At 69.4% G+C, this 17,072-nt stretch carries 14 protein-coding genes; 1 reads left to right on the top strand and 13 read right to left on the bottom strand.

Annotated features, from left to right (window positions below):
* From whiA to uvrC, 5 genes are all read right to left on the bottom strand, one after another.
* Window positions 1–332, bottom strand: a 332-nt coding sequence (whiA, locus tag K8V84_RS05345) for a DNA-binding protein WhiA (RefSeq protein ID WP_304071172.1), incomplete at its 3' end; no start/stop codon positions are given.
* Between the two features lie 199 nt (window positions 333–531).
* Entirely contained in the window at window positions 532–939 is a 408-nt protein-coding gene (locus tag K8V84_RS05340; protein WP_304071169.1) for a DUF488 domain-containing protein, read from the bottom strand.
* A 45-nt stretch (window positions 940–984) separates the two neighbouring features.
* Complete coding sequence (gene yvcK / locus K8V84_RS05335; RefSeq protein ID WP_304071166.1) at window positions 985–2,004, bottom strand: uridine diphosphate-N-acetylglucosamine-binding protein YvcK; 1,020 nt, start codon at window positions 2,002–2,004, stop codon at window positions 985–987.
* Between the two features lie 166 nt (window positions 2,005–2,170).
* Entirely contained in the window at window positions 2,171–3,055 is an 885-nt protein-coding gene (rapZ, locus tag K8V84_RS05330) for an RNase adapter RapZ (protein ID WP_304071165.1), read from the bottom strand.
* On the bottom strand, window positions 3,052–5,085 hold the full coding sequence (gene uvrC, locus K8V84_RS05325; protein WP_304071162.1) for an excinuclease ABC subunit UvrC: 2,034 nt from the start codon (window positions 5,083–5,085) through the stop codon (window positions 3,052–3,054). The genes rapZ and uvrC overlap by 4 nt, the downstream gene beginning before the upstream one ends.
* Window positions 5,086–5,262: 177 nt before the next feature.
* On the opposite strand from uvrC, the gene K8V84_RS05320 reads away from it, so the two are divergent.
* On the top strand, window positions 5,263–6,420 hold the full coding sequence (locus K8V84_RS05320) for a mechanosensitive ion channel family protein (RefSeq protein ID WP_304071159.1): 1,158 nt from the start codon (window positions 5,263–5,265) through the stop codon (window positions 6,418–6,420).
* An 86-nt stretch (window positions 6,421–6,506) separates the two neighbouring features.
* On the opposite strand, the gene K8V84_RS05315 is transcribed toward K8V84_RS05320, so the two are convergent.
* The 8 genes from K8V84_RS05315 to steA all read right to left on the bottom strand — a co-directional run bounded on the left by K8V84_RS05315 (window position 6,507) and on the right by steA (window position 17,034).
* Complete coding sequence (locus K8V84_RS05315) at window positions 6,507–6,893, bottom strand: Rieske (2Fe-2S) protein (RefSeq protein WP_304071156.1); 387 nt, start codon at window positions 6,891–6,893, stop codon at window positions 6,507–6,509.
* Between the two features lie 123 nt (window positions 6,894–7,016).
* Window positions 7,017–9,851 carry an excinuclease ABC subunit UvrA gene (uvrA, locus tag K8V84_RS05310; RefSeq protein ID WP_304071153.1) on the bottom strand — a complete coding sequence of 945 codons (2,835 nt, stop codon included), beginning with the start codon at window positions 9,849–9,851 and terminating at the stop codon, window positions 7,017–7,019.
* Window positions 9,852–10,077: 226 nt separating this feature from the next.
* Entirely contained in the window at window positions 10,078–11,097 is a 1,020-nt protein-coding gene (locus K8V84_RS05305) for a TerC family protein (RefSeq protein WP_304071150.1), read from the bottom strand.
* A 310-nt stretch (window positions 11,098–11,407) separates the two neighbouring features.
* Window positions 11,408–12,490, bottom strand: coding sequence for a glycosyltransferase family 4 protein (locus K8V84_RS05300; RefSeq protein ID WP_304071147.1), 1,083 nt, complete (start codon window positions 12,488–12,490; stop codon window positions 11,408–11,410).
* Window positions 12,487–14,088: a murein biosynthesis integral membrane protein MurJ gene (gene murJ, locus K8V84_RS05295; RefSeq protein WP_304071145.1), complete on the bottom strand. Its 1,602-nt coding sequence runs from the start codon at window positions 14,086–14,088 to the stop codon at window positions 12,487–12,489. Before murJ ends, K8V84_RS05300 begins: the two co-directional genes overlap by 4 nt.
* Window positions 14,085–14,888: a hypothetical protein gene (locus K8V84_RS05290; RefSeq protein ID WP_304071142.1), complete on the bottom strand. Its 804-nt coding sequence runs from the start codon at window positions 14,886–14,888 to the stop codon at window positions 14,085–14,087. Before K8V84_RS05290 ends, murJ begins: the two co-directional genes overlap by 4 nt.
* Window positions 14,885–15,865, bottom strand: coding sequence for a copper transporter (locus K8V84_RS05285; RefSeq protein ID WP_304071139.1), 981 nt, complete (start codon window positions 15,863–15,865; stop codon window positions 14,885–14,887). Before K8V84_RS05285 ends, K8V84_RS05290 begins: the two co-directional genes overlap by 4 nt.
* Window positions 15,862–17,034 carry a putative cytokinetic ring protein SteA gene (gene steA, locus K8V84_RS05280; protein ID WP_304071175.1) on the bottom strand — a complete coding sequence of 391 codons (1,173 nt, stop codon included), beginning with the start codon at window positions 17,032–17,034 and terminating at the stop codon, window positions 15,862–15,864. The genes K8V84_RS05285 and steA overlap by 4 nt, the downstream gene beginning before the upstream one ends.
* Between the last annotated feature and the right edge of the window lie 38 nt (window positions 17,035–17,072).

Here is a 17,072-nt window from a genome sequence, read left to right as displayed (position 1 = left end):
ACCGGGCGCCCGTTGTTGTCCACCAGCCCGGTCTGTCGGGCCAGGGACTCGCCCTCCTTGATCACCCGCACCACGTACCGGTTACCCTTGCGCAACCCGCTGGGGGACAGCACGACCACCTCGGACTCGTGTCCGAAGACCTCCGAGATGTCCTTGCGCAACCGGCGCGCGGCCGCCCCCGTGTCCAGCTCCGCCTCGATCACGATCCGGCCGCCCACGAGGTGCAGGCCTCCGGTGAACCGCAAGATGGTGGACACTTCCGCCTTACGGCAGCATGGCTTGAGAATCGCCAGACGGCTCAACTCGTCCTTCACCACGCCGGTCATCGCCATCGCTGCGATCCTCCCCTTGAGCTGTCAGGAAACCGGTGTTCACACCCGACACCGGCCACCGTCGCCCGGTGTGGGAACCGGGCGACCTACTCGTCGCAGACTACGTGACGCGGGCCTGGACGCCGACCCCCGTACGGCGTGTCGCCGATCCACCGACCCAGGTCACAGGCGGCGTGTCGGCCTTCGTGGCGATGTGGGGTCAATTGCCCTTCGATCCTCTGAGCGACTCCAGATGGTCGCGCAGCACGATCGCGTGGTTGTGCTCGGTGTCCTTGGCCGCGTACAGCAGGGTCACCCTCCCCCGCCCGACCGCCTCCAGGAGGGGTTCGAGCGCCTCGGGGTTCTCCTCCAGCTCGGTTCGGTACCGCTCGGAGAACTCCTCGAAACGATCCGGGTCGTGCCCGAACCAGGTGCGCAGATCGGAACCGGGCGCCACGTCCTTGAGCCAGGTGACGCCTTCCATGGCGCTCTTGCTCACCCCGCGCGGCCACATGCGGTCCACGAGGAAACGCTCACCGGGCGGCGGTTCCTCCCCCTTCTCGGGGTGCCTGCGGGCGCGGACCTCGTCGTAGACACGTTCCAGGTGGATGCGGTGCTCGTCGGCCATGCGATCGCCCTTCCCGGACAAGGGTCGACACGAACCCGAACCGGATCAAGGTTCGCGTTCCTCCTCGGGATCGGTCAGTAGTACGCGTTCGAACGCCGCGGCGAGCTTGTCGGAGTCGTGCCGGGGGGTTCCGTCCCCGCGGTTCAGGTCGGCCAGCTCCAGCCGACCGCCCAGTTCACCGACGACCGACATGAGCGGGAACGGGTCCTCGACCGTCCCGGTGTCGGCCAGCACCACGTCCACCCCGAGTTCGGGCGCGTGCTCGCGCAGCACCTCCAGATAGGTCTCCGGGCGGAAGCCGTCGGTCTCGCCCTTCTGCGGCGACAGGTTCAACGCCACCATCCGCTTGGCCCGGGTGGTGATCAGGGCGTTGGCAAGATCGGGGACCAACAGGTGCGGCAGGACGCTGGTGAACCAGGATCCGGGACCGAACACCACCCAGTCGGCCTCCCGGACCGCCTTGACCGCCTGGGCGCTGGCCGGGGGTTGCTCGGGCAACAGCGACACCGAACGCACCCGCCCGTTGGTGCTCGCGCAGGCCACCTGGCCGCGCACCGTGGTGAGTTCGTCGGGACGGGCGGGGTCCACCCCGGCCACCTCGGCGGAGATCTCCAACGGCACCGACGACATCGGCAGCACCCGGCCGTGGGCGCCGAGCAGTTGCCCCACCCAGTCCAGACCGGCCACCGAATCGCCCAGCAGCTCCCACAACGCCACGATCAGCAGGTTGCCGACGGCGTGGCCGTGCAGGTCTCCCTCGGATCGGAACCGGTGCTGGAGGACCTGGGTCCACGTGTGACCCCACTCGTCGTCCCCGCACAGGGCCGCCAGCGCCATCCGCAGGTCCCCTGGTGGGAGCACCCCCAGTTCCTCGCGCAGACGGCCGCTGGAGCCACCGTCGTCGGCCACGGTCACGATCGCGGTGACGTCGGTGGTCACCCTGCGCAACGCCGACAGCGAGGCGTACAGGCCGTGTCCGCCTCCCAGCGCCACCACCCGGGGTGGACGCGAAACGTCTCCCCCGTCCGGTTCATCCGGTTCGTCCGGCTCGGTGCTCTTCGGCATGCCTTCGGCCTGTCCCCTCGTCCCCTGGTCCAACGGACACCCCGGCCCACCGTGCCCGAGTCCCTGCACGAGGCCGAGGAACCGACCATGATCGGGCCAATGTAGGGGAAGACGCCCCTCTTGGCGATTCGGTTCACCGGGCCGTGGCGGGCCGGGGTCGTCGTGGTCACTCGCGGCCGACGTCGCGGTGAACGACGTTGACGTCCACCCCTTGTCCTCGCAGTCTCTCGGCGAACTGCTCCGCCATGGCCACGCTCCGGTGCTTGCCTCCGGTACAGCCCACGGCCAGGGTCATGTAGTGCTTGCCCTCGCGCTGGTAGCCGGCGATGGTCAGCTTGAGGACCTCGACATAGGCCTCCAACATCTCCTTGGCGCCGTCCTGGGAGAGGACGTAGTCGCGTACCGGCTCATCACGTCCGTTCATGGGTCTGAGCTCTGGCACCCAGTGGGGGTTGGGCAGGAAACGACAGTCCAGCACCAGGTCGGCGTCGACCGGCAGACCGTGCTTGAAACCGAAGGAGACCACGTTGGCGCGGGTGCGCGCCTCGTCGCTCTCCCCGAAGAACCCGATCACCCTCGCCTTGAGCTGGTGCACGTTGAGCTGGGAGGTGTCGATGACCAGGTCGGCCTCACCGCGGACGGCGAGCAGGGTCTCGCGCTCACGGGCGATCCCGTCGGTCAGACGCCCCTCGCCCTGCAGGGGGTGGGGACGGCGCACCCCCTCGAAACGACGGACCAGCGCCTCGTCGGAGGCCTCCAGGAACAGCACGCGCGCGGTCATGTCGCGCTTGCGCAGCTCCTCGACCGTGGACAGCAGGTTCTCGGTGAAGGCCAGCGAACGCACGTCCACCACCACCGCCACCCGCGGCACCGCGCCGTGGGTGCGGCCCGCCAGCTCGATCATCGTCGGCAACAGCCCCGGCGGCAGGTTGTCCACCACGAACCAGTCCAGGTCCTCCAACGCCCTGGCCGCCGTGCTGCGTCCCGCACCGGACATGCCGGTGACGATGACCACCTCGGGCGGCAGTTCCCCACCCAGTTCGACCGTCATTTGTCTCCTCCCCCGTCGGTACTCTGCTCTGCCGTCGCCCCGGGGACCCTCTCACCCTGTCCGGCGGGGCCACCGGACAGGTGCGCGTGCACGGCCTCTGCCAGCTTGGCACCGATTCCGGGCACGGCGGCGATCTCCTCGGCACCGGCCTCGGCCAGTCGTTTCACCGAGCCGAACTCCTTGATGAGCGCGCTCCGCCGGGCCGGGCCCAGCCCGGGCAGCTCGTCCAGGCTGCTGCCGGTGAGCGCCTTGGCGCGCTTTTGTCGGTGGTAGCGGATGGCGAACCGGTGGGCCTCGTCGCGCACCCGCTGGAGCAGGTAGAGCCCCTCTCCGTTGCGCGGGAGGATCACCGGGTCCTCGTCGTCGGGAAGCCACACCTCCTCCAACCGCTTGGCCAGACCGCACACGGCCACGTCCTCGATGCCCAGTTCGTCCAGGGCCCGCCTGGCCGCCTCGGCCTGGGGCCGGGCACCGTCCACCACCACCAGGTTGGGCGGATAGGCGAACTTACCGGGCGCAGGCTCGCCCTCGGCGGTCTCCCGCTGTGCGCCGTGGTCGCCGGTCTCACCCATGCGGGCGAGCTCACCGGCCTTGGAACTCTCCTCCAGGTAACGGCGGAACCTGCGCTTGACCACCTCGTACATGGCCGCCACGTCGTGCAGTTCGCTGCCGCCCTCGCCGCTGCCGCGCACCGAGAAGCGCCGGTACTCGGACTTGCGCGCCAACCCGTCCTCGAACACCACCATGGAGGCGACCACGTGTTCACCCTGCAGGTTGGAGATGTCGAAGCACTCGATGCGCAGCGGGGCCTCGGGCAGGTCCAGTGCCTCCTGGATCTCGTTGAGGGCCCGAGAACGTGTGCTCAGGTCCCCGGCACGGTGCGTCTTGTGCCGGGCCAACGCCTCCTTGGCGTTCTTGTCGACCGTCTCCATGAGGGACTTCTTGTCGCCCCTTCGTGGCACCCGAAGATCCACCGTGGAACCGCGGTGTTCGGACAACCATCGGGCGACGGCCTCGCGATCGGCGGGTTCGTGGGAGACCAGGACCTCGCGCGGCACCGAGGTGCCGGTGCCCTCGATCTCCTCCTCACCGCCCAGGCCGCCGTAGATCTGGCGCAGGAAGGTCTGCATGAGCTCGCCGGAGTCGGCGTCGGTGACGCGGTCGACCACGTACCCGCGCCGGCCGCGGATCCGGCCGCCGCGCACATGGAAGATCTGGACCGCGGCCTCCAGCGGGTCCTCGGCCATGGAGATGACATCGCAGTCGGTGGAGTCGGGCAGGACCACGGCCTGCTTCTCCAGGGCGGCGCGCAGGGCCTCGATGTCGTCGCGGATCCGCGCGGCCCGCTCGTACTCCTGTACCTTGGCCGCCTCCTTCATACGGCCCTCCAGGCCGCGGATGAAGCGTCCGGTGTCACCGGCCATGAACGAACAGAAGTCCTCGGCCAGGTCCCGGTGTTCCTCCGGTGTGGCCTTTCCCACGCACGGGGCGACGCACTTGCCGATGTACCCGAGCAGGCAGGGCCGTCCACTGTTGCGGGCCCCCCGGAACACCCCTGCGGAACAGGTACGCACCGGAAACACCCGCAGCATCAGATCGACGGTCTCGCGGATGGCCCAGGCGTGCGAGTACGGGCCGAAGTACCGCACCCCCTTGCGTTTGGCTCCGCGCATCACCTGTACTCGTGGGAACTCCTCGTTGAGGGTCACCGCCAGGTAGGGGTAGCTCTTGTCGTCGCGGTACTTGACGTTGAAACGCGGGTTGTACTGCTTGATCCAGGAGTACTCCAGCTGAAGCGCCTCGACCTCGGTACCGACGATGGTCCAGTCCACGTCGGCGGCGGTGGAGACCATCTGCTGGGTGCGCGGGTGCAGACCCGCGAAGTCACGGAAGTAGGAGGACAGGCGTGACCGCAGGTTCTTCGCCTTGCCCACGTAGATGACGTGGCCGGCGGTGTCCCTGAAGCGGTAGACGCCCGGTTCGGTCGGGATCGATCCGGGTGCCGGTCGCAGGTGAGGAGTCGCAGCCATACCCCCATTCTGGTGGGTCGCGCGGACAAACGGCCACCGGCCCGGCGCACAAGGGCCGATGGACCCCTCAAATCACAATGATCGTTCATCCAAACGTCACGATTGAGTATCCACATGCTCTAAGTTGGGCGGGTAACTCAGCAACTTCCCGACATTGACGACAAGGAGGTCCACGCCGTGACCGTTGCGCACTGGATCGCGATCGGCATCGCCGTCGCGGTCTCCATGGCCCTCGTCTTCGTGCTGCACTGGCTGCTCAACTACAAGTTGGGCAAGGTCTGGCCGATGGCCCGGTACGTGGTCTCACGTTCGGCCGTGACCGCCTACACCGCGGCCGCGGTGGTCGGTGCGAACCTGGCCCTGCCCAGCGTGGGCGACGTGGGTTGGAGCACCTACTCCACCATCGAGCACGCGATGCGGATCCTGATGATCGGCACGCTCACCGCGCTGGGGCTCAGCCTGGCCTACGCGGCCACCGACATGGTGCTGCAGCGCCTGTCCGTCAGCAACGGTGACGCCGACCGTCGCGCCCGCAGACTACAGACCCAGGTCCGCCTGCTGCGCCGCGTCGTCACGTCCATCATCGTGGTCCTGGCGATCGCCGCCATCCTCTTCACCTTCGACGCCGTGCGCGCCCTGGGGGCCGGGCTTTTGGCCTCGGCCGGTGTCATCGGTATCGTCGCCGGTGTCGCCGCGCAGTCGACCCTGGGCAATCTGTTCGCCGGGCTCCAGTTGGCCTTCAGCGACGCCCTGCGCATCGGCGACGTCGTCGTGGTCGAGGGCGAGTGGGGCCGTGTCGAGGAACTGAGCCTGGTCAACGTCACCATCAAGATCTGGGACGAGCGCCGCCTGGTGGTCCCGGTCCTCAACTTCACCACGACCAGCTTCGAGAACTGGACCAAGTCCGGCACCAACATCACCGCCAAGGTCGAGTTCCCCCTGGACTGGGAGGTGCCCATCGCCGAACTCCGCGAGGAGGCCGGCAAGCTCATCACCTCCAGCAAGAACTGGGACGGCCGCAGTTGGTCCTGCCAGGTCGTGAACATCAGCGAGTCCGGCGAGGTCGTGGTGCGCGTGGTCGCCACCGCCGCCGACACCGGGGGGCAGTGGAACGTCGCCTGCGAGATCCGCGAGCACCTCGTCACCTGGTTGGCCACCAACTACCCGCAGTCGCTGCCGCGCAAGCGCACCGAGTTCGTCTCCGGCGGCGAAGAGGAAGAGTCCGTCTACGCCGCACAGTTCCCCACCTCGGCCTTTCGCCGTGCCACCGCCGCCTCCGGCGCCGTGCACGAGAGCAACGGCGACGCCCGGTCCGGGGACCCGGAAGAGGCCTGAGTCCCTCCCCCGCGTCCTCTCGAACATGAGGGAGCCCCGACCGGTCGCGACCGATCGGGGCTCCCTCATGTCGGATCCGCGATGTCCTAGTCCAGGATGATGTCGCTGCCGTCGATGGTGACGGTGAACGGCGCCAAGGGGTCCTGGGCGGGCCCGGAGACCGGCTCACCGGAGGTGTAGTCGAACTCGCTGCCGTGGCACAGGCACCGGATCAGCTCCTTGTCCACCTCCTGGACCGTGCAACCACCGTGGGTGCAGGCGGCGTCGAAGGCCTTGAACTCGCCCTTCTCCGGCTGGGTCACCACCAGCTTGCTGTGGCTGAACACCGTTCCGCCGCCCTCGGGGACCTCGGTGGTCTGGCCGATCACCTGACCGCGGCGCACCTCCTGCGGTTCGGGAGGTTCCCCGCAGGCGCTCACGGCGCCGACGGCCGTGGCCGCGCCCGCCGCACCGAGCAGACGCCGCCTGCTCATTCCGCACCCGCATGTCCTCATTTCGGCCACGACCGAACGCTCCTCACCTGCGCCTGTAAGTCCACTACGAACTGTAGTAGCCCAGGCGGGGTGCCCCGTCCCGGCCCCCACCCGACGACGGCCTCAGAGCATCTTGGCGAGGAAGCGTCCGGTGTAGGACTCCGCGACCGCGCAGACCTCCTCCGGGGTGCCCTGGGCGACCACCAGGCCACCACCGGAGCCCCCCTCGGGGCCCATGTCGATGACGTGGTCGGCGGTCTTGATCACGTCGAGGTTGTGCTCGATGACGATCACGGTGTTGCCGCTCTCGGTGAGTCTGTCGAGCACGCCCAGCAGCTTGCGGATGTCCTCGAAGTGCAGACCGGTGGTGGGCTCGTCCAGCACGTACACGGTCTTGCCGGTGGACCGACGCTGCAGTTCGGAGGCGAGCTTGACCCGCTGGGCCTCACCACCGGAGAGCGTGGTGGCGGGCTGTCCCAGCCGCACGTACCCCAGACCCACGTCCACGAGCGTCTGCAGGTGACGACGGATCGCGTTGATCGGTTCGAAGAACTCCAGGGCCTCGGCGATCGGCATCTCCAGCACCTCGGAGATGTTCTTGCCCTTGTACTTCACCTGCAGGGTCTCCCGGTTGTACCGGGCGCCATGGCACACCTCGCAGGGCACGTACACGTCGGGCAGGAACTGCATCTCGATCTTGAGCGTGCCGTCACCGGAGCAGGACTCGCATCGGCCGCCCTTGACGTTGAAGGAGAACCGGCCCGGCTGGTAGCCACGCGTCTTGGCGTCGGTGGTCTGCGCGAACAGCTTGCGCACGTGGTCGAAGACCCCGGAGTAGGTGGCCGGGTTGGAGCGCGGGGTGCGACCGATGGGGCTCTGGTCGACGTGCACCACCTTGTCGACCTTGCCCATGCCGTTGACCCGCAGGTGCCGCCCGGGCACGTCGCGGGCACCGTTGAGCTCCTTGGCCAGCGCCTTGTACAGGATCTCGTTGACCAGCGTGGACTTACCCGAACCGGACACCCCGGTGATCGCGGTGAACACGCCCAACGGGAAGGTGACGTCGATGCCCTCGAGGTTGTTCTCCCGGGCCCCGCGCACCACCAGTTCGTGTCCCTTGGTCAGGGGCCGACGCTTCTCGGGCAGCTCGATGACGCGCCGCCCCGCCAGATAGTCGCCGGTCAGCGAGTCGGTGGCGGTGTAGAGCTCGTCGACGATGCCGGAGACCACCACGTGCCCGCCGTGCTCGCCCGCCCCGGGGCCGATGTCGACGATCCAGTCGGCGGCGCGGATGGTGTCCTCGTCGTGCTCGACCACGATGAGGGTGTTGCCGATGTCGCGCAGCCGCTGCAGGGTCTCCAGCAGGCGCGCGTTGTCGCGCTGGTGCAGGCCGATGGAGGGCTCGTCCAGGACGTAGAGGACGCCCACCAGACCGGAGCCGATCTGGGTCGCCAGGCGGATGCGCTGGGCCTCACCGCCCGAGAGCGAACCCGAGGAGCGGGCCAGGCTGAGGTAGTCCAGCCCCACGTCCAGCAAAAAACCCAGGCGGGCGTTGATCTCCTTGAGCACCTGCGCGGCGATGACCATGTCGCGGTCCGACAGCTTCAGGTCGGCCAGGAAGGCGGCGCTCTCGCTCAGCGACATCGAGGCGACCTCGGCGATGGACCTGCCGCCGACCGTCACCGCGAGCACCACCGGCTTGAGCCGGGTGCCGTCGCAGGTGGGGCAGGGCACACTGCGCATGTAGCCTTCGAGACGCTCACGGGTGTGGTCGCTCTCCACCTCGGAGTGGCGACGCTTCACCCAGGGCACCACGCCCTCGAACTCGGTGTAGTAGGAACGGCTGCGCCCGTACCGGTTGCGGTAGCTCACGTGGACCTGGGTGTCGTGCCCCTCGAGGATGGCCTTGCGGGCCTGCCGGGGCAGCCGCTCCCAAGGGGTGTCGGTGTCGAAGCCGATGGCCTCGCCCAGGGCCTTGAGGATGCGTTCCCAGTAGCCGCCGTTCGGGCCGCCCGACCAGGGGGCGATGGCGCCGTCGGCGAGCGTCTTCTCCGGGTCGGGCACGAGCAGGTCGCCGTCGACCTCCATGCGGGTTCCCAGACCGGAGCAGTCGGGGCAGGCCCCGTAGGGGGCGTTGAAGGAGAAGGAACGCGGTTCGAGCTGCTCGAAGGACAGGTCGTCGTAGGGGCAGTACAGGTGCTCGGAGAAGACCTTCTCGCGCTCGGGGTCGCCCTCGTCCAGGTCGACGAAGTCCAGGATGATGGTGCCACCGGCCAGTTTCAGGGCCGTTTCGACCGAGTCGGTGAGCCTGCCCAGGGAACTCGGCTTGACGCTGAGGCGGTCCACGACCACGGAGATGTCGTGCTTGTCATAGCGGCCCAACTTGGGCGTCTCGTCCAGACGCACCGCCCGGCCGTCGACCATGGCACGGGTGAAGCCCTTGGACTGCAGGTCCTTGAAGAGCTCGACGTACTCGCCCTTGCGTCCGCGCACGACCGGGGCGAGCACCTGGAAACGGGTGCCCTCGGTCATCTCCATGACCCGGTCGACGATCTGTTGAGGGCTCTGCCGGGCGATCTCGCGGTGGCACTCGGGACAGTGCGGAACACCCACGCGCGCCCACAACAGACGCAGGTAGTCGTAGACCTCGGTGATGGTCCCGACGGTGGAGCGCGGGTTGCGGCTGGTGGACTTCTGGTCGATGGAGACCGCGGGCGACAGACCCTCGATGAAGTCGACGTCGGGTTTGTCCATCTGGCCGAGGAACTGGCGGGCGTAGGCCGACAGTGACTCGACATAGCGGCGCTGGCCCTCGGCGAAGATCGTGTCGAAGGCGAGCGAGGACTTGCCCGAGCCGGAAAGGCCCGTGAACACGATCATGGAGTCGCGGGGCAGGTCCAGGGAGACGTCCTTGAGATTGTGCTCCCGTGCTCCACGGACCACCAGTTGTTCGACCATCGAGTGAGACATCCTTCGCGGTGCGGCGGTCGCAGGCCCATCCGGGCCAGGGCGGGGATGTGGGGAGGGGAGGCCTCCCCCGTCCGCCAAGACTAACGATCGCCCGTGACGGTTTCTTCCACCAAGCAGAAGTGGTGGTGACCATGACGCGCCGGCGTCAGGCCACCACCACTATAGACGAACAACCGTTCGAACATTCGAGGTTCTTTGAAGTTTTCGGGCTCGCTCAGGAGCGGTCGGTGGAGCCGTCCGGCTCCACCTCGACCTGCTTGTCCTCACCGTCGTCCGAGCGCGACTTGATCAGACTGCCGATGATGGTGACGGTCATGATGCCCAGGATGACGGTCAGCGAGGTGCCGATGCCGACCTCGATGACGTGCACCCCGTTCTCGTGCAGCGCGTGCAGGATCATCTTCACACCGATGAAGACCATGATCGCCGACAGGCCCCAGCTGATGTAGGCCAGACGGTCCATGAGACCGGCCAGCAGGAAGTACAGCTGACGCAGACCCATCAGGGCGAAGGCGTTGGCGGTGAAGACGATGTAGGCGTCCTGGGTCAGACCGAAGATCGCGGGGATGGAGTCGACGGCGAAGACCAGGTCGATGACGCCGATCGCGACGATCACCAGCAGCATCGGGGTCACGTGGCGACGGCCGTCGAGCTTCACCGTCATGCTGGCACCGTGGTAGTCCTTCGTCACCGGCCAGAAACGCTTGACCAGACGGACCACCGGGGTCTGCGTGAAGTCCTTGTCCTCCTCGTCACCCTTGAGGTGATCCCGGATGATCTTGTAACCGGTGTAGATGAGGAAGACGCCGAAGAGGTAGAAGACCTCGCTCCAGGCGTTGATGACCTGGGCGCCCAGGACGATGAAGATGCCTCGCATCACGATCGCGATGACGATACCGACCAGCAGCACCTCGTGCTGGTACTTCTTGGGCACCGCGAACCCTGTCAACAACAGATAGAAGACGAACAGGTTGTCGATGCTCAGGCTCTTCTCGGTGACGAACCCGGCGAAGTACTCGGCACCCGCGGTGCCGCCGCCGAAGTACATGAGACCGAGACCGAAGACCACGGCGAGGCCGATGTAGAAGACCGCCCACCAGGAGGCCTGCTTCATCCCGAATTCCATCGGGCCCCTGGTCTTGCTCCAGGGACGGTCGACGATGATCAGATCCAGGGCCAGGATCAAGATCATGGCCGCGATGGTGGCAGCCCAGATCCACAGGGGAACGTTCACGGACGGATTCTCCTCCGGTCGGTGCGCGCGAGCGTTGTGCGCGCACGAAAACTAACCGGAGGTCTCTCCCGCCCACACCCGAAAGGTGTGGACCGACGGAACCGGGAACACATCGTTGTGGTCCGTGATGACGGCGCCGCCGCGACAGGGATACTCCCCTCACGTGGTGAAGCAGGCGCAAGAAGCGCACCAACACAGGGTACGCCATCCGAGCCGGTCCCCAGGATGCCATGAACCGCACCCGGGTGGAAGTCGCCCCGGTGGCGGTATCGCCCATCCCCGAAGGCCACATGCTCCTTGCCCCACGTCCTCACCATCGGGCCACCGTCTTGTAGATCGAACACACCGACTCCAACACGTCCTCCTCCGTGGGCAACGACCGCGCCGCCTCCAGTGAACGTGCGCGCAGGTCGGCGGCGAGCCCGGGGTCGTCGAGCACCCGACCGACCGCGGCGGCGAACGCCCGCGGGTCCCCGGGCGGCACCATCAGCACCGTGCCCGCGTACAGCTCGGGGATGCCCCCCACCCGGGTGGCCACCACCGGCAGTCCGGCCCGCAACGCCTCCATGATCACCAGGGAGGGGCCCTCCCACCGGCTGGTCAGACAGAACACGTCCGCGGCGGCCAACAGGTCCGCCACGTCGTCGCGACGGCCCAACATGCGCACGTCCGCGTCCATCTCGGCGGCCACGTCGTGCAACTCCCCCCGCAACGGCCCGTCCCCCGCGATCACCACCACCGGTTCGGGCGTCCGGTCGGCGAGCGTCGACGCCGTGTCCAACAGCATGTCGATCCCCTTCTGCTCGGCCAGACGCGCCACCGTGAGCAGCAACGGCCGCTCCGGCGGCACCGCCAGGTCGCGGCGGGTCTCCTCACGCCCCTTGAGCTCTCGCCCCGTCTCCGGCGCCGCCACCACCGCCATGCGCGCGCCTTCGGCCCCCGCGGCCCGCAACCGCTCCACCAGGTCACCGGAGACCCCCAACACGGCGTCGGCGCGCAACGCCACGATCCGCTCCAGCACCGGGTAGGCCGTGGCCAGCGGACCCTGCGCCCGAGGCGGCCCGTTGTGCGCGGTCACCACCAGCGGACGCACCCCGGTCAGGGCGCACAGGGCACCGGCGCGCAGACCATGCGCGTGCACCACGTCCGCACCACCCAGCAGGGCCCGCAACCGCAGTACCGCCCCGGGATCGGACCACGACGGACCCGTACCGATCCGCACCGGCGAGAACCGCATCCCGACCTCGGTGAAACCGAACTCCCGCTCGACCTCGGGCGGGCCGACCACCGCCACCCGGTGCCCGCGCCTGAGCAGCCCCGCCCCCAGCGAGCGCACATGGCGACCCACACCTCCGGTACTGGTCCCGACCACCAGAGCGATCCTGCCGTTCACCGTGTCCCCCTCCTGCGTTCGAGTACCTTCCGGGCCCGACCCGTCACCACACGCACCGCCGGCCGATCCAACAGGGCCACGACCACGCCGAACACCACCAGCGCCACCCCGCCCGACACCAGCGCCGTCCCCACGGCCGCCCAGACCTCGGTCGGCGCCGACAACGCGGCCACGGCCCGGCCGGCGACCGTGCCGACCACCCCGGCCGGCAGCGCAGCCGCCACAGAACGGGGCAGTCCGGCCAGACTGTCACGTCCGTGCACGCTCATCACTCCGGCGCACAGCAGCAACGCGGCCGAACCGGTGCCGACGGTGGTGGCGACGCCCAACCCCGTGATCGTCCACCCGGCCGGCACCGCCCACACCAGGGCGCAGGAGCACGCCATGACCACCGACCACCCCACGACCTGAGCGATGGCGGCCCGCCTGCCGTCATGGGAGGCGTACAGGGCCCGGCTCAACAGGGCGACCAGCGCGTAGCCCACCACCCCGGGCGCGTAGGCGAGCAGTCCTCGCTCCAGAGGCAGAGGGTCCACCCGGGCGAGGGCAACCGCCAGGGGGCCGGCCGCGGCGGCGAGCGCGGTGCCCGCCGCGGCCGTGATCACCACCACGGCCCTGGCCCCGGTCGCCAGCAATCGGGCGAACCCGGGCCGGTCGTGTTCGGCGTGCGCCACCGCCAGTTCGGTGAAGGCACTGGTGGCCACGGGAACCGCGACCACCCCGTAGGGCAGGGTGAACAGCGCCCACGCGTAGCTGTGGTGCACCGCCGCGCCCGCGTCGCCGCCCCGGTTGGCCAACGCCACCGCCAACAGAAGCGACGCCTGCATGGCCACCAACGGCAGCAGGGAGGCCGTGGCCAGGGACCGCACCCGCTCCCCCGCCCCGGGCGGGAAGGTCAGCCGCGGCCTGAGCCGGATCCCCAGGTCCCGGGCGGGCACCAGCGCCGTGACGAACAGCGCCACCACCCCCGCCGTGGTCCCCAGCGAGAGCGTGAGTTCCGCGGGGAAGGGCAGGGTCGCCGGTTCCTGACGGTGTTGGGCGCCAAGGGGAACGAAGGCCAGGTAGGCGGCGACCACCACCAGACTGGAGATCAACGGGGCCAGAGCCGGGCCGAGGAAACGCCGGTGGGCCTGCAACACCCCGAACAGCACGGCGGCCAGCCCATAGAAGACGACCTGCGGGGCGAACACCACGAGCATGCGCGCGGCCAGGGAGATCAGCGCGGCTCCCTCACAACCGGGTCCGCCCCCCAACATCAGCGTCATCACCGGCACCGAGGCCAGAGCCAACAGGGCGGCCAGGGGCAGGGAGAGCAGCAGGACCCAGGTGATCAGCGCCGAGACGATGTGCCGTACCCGCTCTCGCTCATCCCGCCGGACCGCGGCCGCCAGGACGGGGACCACCATGGCGGTCAGTGCCCCACCGATGACGATCTCGAACAGGACCGCCGGCAGCTGGTTGGCCGTGACGTAGGCGGTGCCCAGGCAGGTGTCACCGACCGTCTGGGAGAAGACGACGGTGCGACCGAAACCCGCCGACCTCGCCCCCACGGTGACCACGGCGATGAGCGCGGCCGCCGCGGCGACACCACGGGTCATGTCGGCGACCGACCCCAGCGGTCCAGGCGGCGCAACACCGGCACACGTTCGATCACCCGGGAGAAGCCCGTGACCTCACCCGCCAGGGTCAGGGCGATCACTCCGCCGAGCAGGGTCAGCCGTACCGGTCGAGGGGCCCGCACCACGGCCGCCACCCCCAGCGCGGCGCCCAACGCGTTGGCGCCCGTGTCACCGAGCATGGAACGTTCGGCCAGTTCGTCGGGGAGCAGGGCGATCGAGGCCCCCACCAACGGCCCCACCAGCGGCGCGGCCGGAGTGGTCAGCACCGGGGCGGCGGCCAGCAGGGCGAACTTCACCGCCCGTCCGGGTCGCAGGTCGAACAGGTTGACCAGGTTGGCGCCGGCCGCGATCAGGGCCCCGTCGACCAGGGTGTCGGCCGGGCCCCGCCGAAGCAACGACGCGGCGGCCAGACCGGTGGCGCCGATGCCCGCCATCTTGACCGCGCCGGTGGTGACCCGACCTCGGGCCAGCGCGCCCAGGTGGCCGCGCAGCCCCCTGGTGTCGGCCGATCCGGACAGGTCGTCGTAGGCACCGAAGGCGGCGGCACCGGCGGCCGCAAGCGTCGAGGCGGCCCGCACCCTCGGGTCGGTTCCGGGCGTCAGGGCCATGGCCGCGCACATCCCCGACGCCAGCGCGGTCCCTCCCTGCAGGGTGACGGTACGACCGCGGAAGTTCACCCGCTCCCAGAGCCGGTCAGGGCGCCGCGTCAACCACCGGTAGGCGGAGTGGGCCGCCAGACCTCCCAGTGCGGCTCCGGCCAGACCGCGCGCGGCGCTCACTCCTCGGTCCTGGCCGCGGCGTCGACCTCGATCTCCGAGGGGGCGTCCCCGCTCCTCGCCTCGGGCAGGGGTTCGGGAAGGAACCCGGAGGCCCCCTCACCCACGCCGTAGGCACCACGGCCCCCCTCCACGGCCTCGGCCAGGGCCAGCACGGCGACCACGTCACCGGCGGGGCGACCCGCCACGTCCACGGTGCTGTAGGAGGCGTCCTCGGCCAGGGACCGGGCGATGATCCCGCCCTCGTGCGCGGCCTCGGAACCCCCGGCCAGAACCATGGCCCCCACTTTCCGGTTCATCGCCGTGGCGAGCGCGATCAGCGCGGTGGTGGCGACCTCGGTGTCCTCCTCGACCTGACCCGCGGGTGCCACCACGATCAGGGCCCGCGCCACGGCCGCGGGCGACCCCTGCACGGTGATCAGACCGCCCTCCTCGAAGGCGGCCAGGACCGCGGCGGCGTCGTGTCCGCCCTCGTCGGTCTCCCCCTGAACCGCCAGGGCCCGACCCAGTTCCGCACCCGCCTTGTCATGGGGCCCACCGGTCAACTCCGTGGGAGCGTCGGAGACCTGCAGGGCGAGTTCGTCGACGAAGGTGGCCCCGTCATCGGCCAAGAGCGCGTCCCGCATCAGCACACGCCCGGCGACCTCGGCGCCGGCCTCCTCGGCCCGCTCCCCCAACCCGTGGACCACGTCCTCGTCGGCTCCGGGCGCGGCGACCACCACCAGTTCCACACCCTTGAGCCGGTCGGTGAGCACGTCACCGGCGGTGGCCTCCGCCAACCGGTCCGCCCCGGCGTTGAGCAGTTCGGCCTCGTCGCGTTCGGCGCGCAGATCCTCGCTCTGGCCGCGCAGGTCCGCGGTCTCGGACTGCATCGACTCCAGCAGGGGGTCCTGGAGCATGGTGGTGCCCAACACGAGCCCGACCGTCAGGGCCAGGAACACCGCGACGATGGACACCAGGTGGTAACGGAAGTCGATCACGTGAACAGCCCCGTCGACGAATAGACGAACGCGTCCCAACGCGCCGCCAGGAAGGTGAGGTAGACCTGGCCGGCCGGTGAGCAGTAGGCGGCGACCACGATGGTGAGCAGGCAGGCGGCCACCAGGGCCAGCAGCGCCCACGGGGAGATACGCGAGCGGTACAGCCGACTCACGCCCTTGGCGTCGACGAGCTTGCCGCCCACCCGCAAGCGGGTCAGGAAGGTGCTGGCCATGCCCGACCGGCCCTTGTCGAGGAACTCCTCCAGAGTGGCGTGGGCGCCCACCGCCACGATGAGGGCGGCCCCGGCACCGTCGGCGAGCATCATCGCCACGTCCTCGCTGGTACCGGTGGCGGGAAAGACCACGGCTTCGTGGTCCAGGTCCCGCAGGCGTTGCAGGCCGGGCGCGCGCCCGTCACGGTAGGCGTGCACCACGAGTTCGGCCCCGCTGCCCAGGGCCCGGTCGGAGACGGAGTCGAAGTCCCCGACGATGATGTGGGGCCGGTACCCGGCCTCCATGACCGCGTCCGCGCCGCCGTCCACGCCGATGATGACCGGACGGAACTCGCGGATGTAGGGACGCAGCGCCGCGAGATCCTCCCGGTAGTGGTATCCGCGCACCACGATGAGCACGTGGCGGCCCTCCATGGCCGTGCCGATGGCGGGGATGCCGATGCCGTCCAACAACAGGTCGCGTTCGCGTTGGAGGTAGGCCATGGTGTTGGCGGCGAAGGCCTCCAGCTGGGTGGCCAGCCCGGCGCGGGCGAGTTCCATGGCGGCGTCGACCGAGGCCCGGTCCTGTCGGGTTCCGCGGGCCACCACCTCTTCGCCCCGGTACAGGGTGTCGCCCTCCAGGCGCAGCCGTTCGCCCTCGCGCACACGGGTGAACACCTCGGGGTCGACGTCGTCGATCAGGGGGATGCCCGCGCCCACGAGGAGTTCGGGCCCTTGGTTGGGATAGCGACCACTGACGCCGGGAGCCACGTTGACCACTGCGGCCACACCGCAGCCCACGAGCGCCTCCGCGCTGACCCGGTCCAGGTCGACGTGGTCGATCACGGCGATGTCGCCGGGACGCAGGCGCCTGGTCAGGTTCTTGGTTCGACGGTCCGAACGAACGGGAGCGACCAGCCCGGCGGGGGCTTCCACGCGTGGGCGGCGGAATCGCAATACCTTCATCGATGGCATACTGTCAGACCGCCATCACC

The sequence above is a fragment of the Nocardiopsis listeri genome, assembly GCF_020741345.1.
In the GTDB taxonomy this organism is placed as follows: domain Bacteria; phylum Actinomycetota; class Actinomycetes; order Streptosporangiales; family Streptosporangiaceae; genus Nocardiopsis; species Nocardiopsis listeri_A.
Note: the sequence above shows the minus strand (reverse complement) of the source record. Positions and strands in the feature narration are given on the sequence as shown.

Excerpts from the sequence above, each read along its gene's own strand:
- K8V84_RS05340 (WP_304071169.1), bottom strand. The coding sequence starts at position 939 with ATGGCCGACGAGCACCGCATCCACCTGGAACGTGTCTACGACGAGGTC.
- yvcK (WP_304071166.1), bottom strand. The coding sequence starts at position 2,004 with ATGCCGAAGAGCACCGAGCCGGACGAACCGGATGAACCGGACGGGGGA.
- rapZ (WP_304071165.1), bottom strand. The coding sequence starts at position 3,055 with ATGACGGTCGAACTGGGTGGGGAACTGCCGCCCGAGGTGGTCATCGTC.
- uvrC (WP_304071162.1), bottom strand. The coding sequence starts at position 5,085 with ATGGCTGCGACTCCTCACCTGCGACCGGCACCCGGATCGATCCCGACC.
- K8V84_RS05315 (WP_304071156.1), bottom strand. The coding sequence starts at position 6,893 with ATGAGCAGGCGGCGTCTGCTCGGTGCGGCGGGCGCGGCCACGGCCGTC.
- uvrA (WP_304071153.1), bottom strand. The coding sequence starts at position 9,851 with ATGGTCGAACAACTGGTGGTCCGTGGAGCACGGGAGCACAATCTCAAG.
- murJ (WP_304071145.1), bottom strand. The coding sequence starts at position 14,088 with ATGACCCGTGGTGTCGCCGCGGCGGCCGCGCTCATCGCCGTGGTCACC.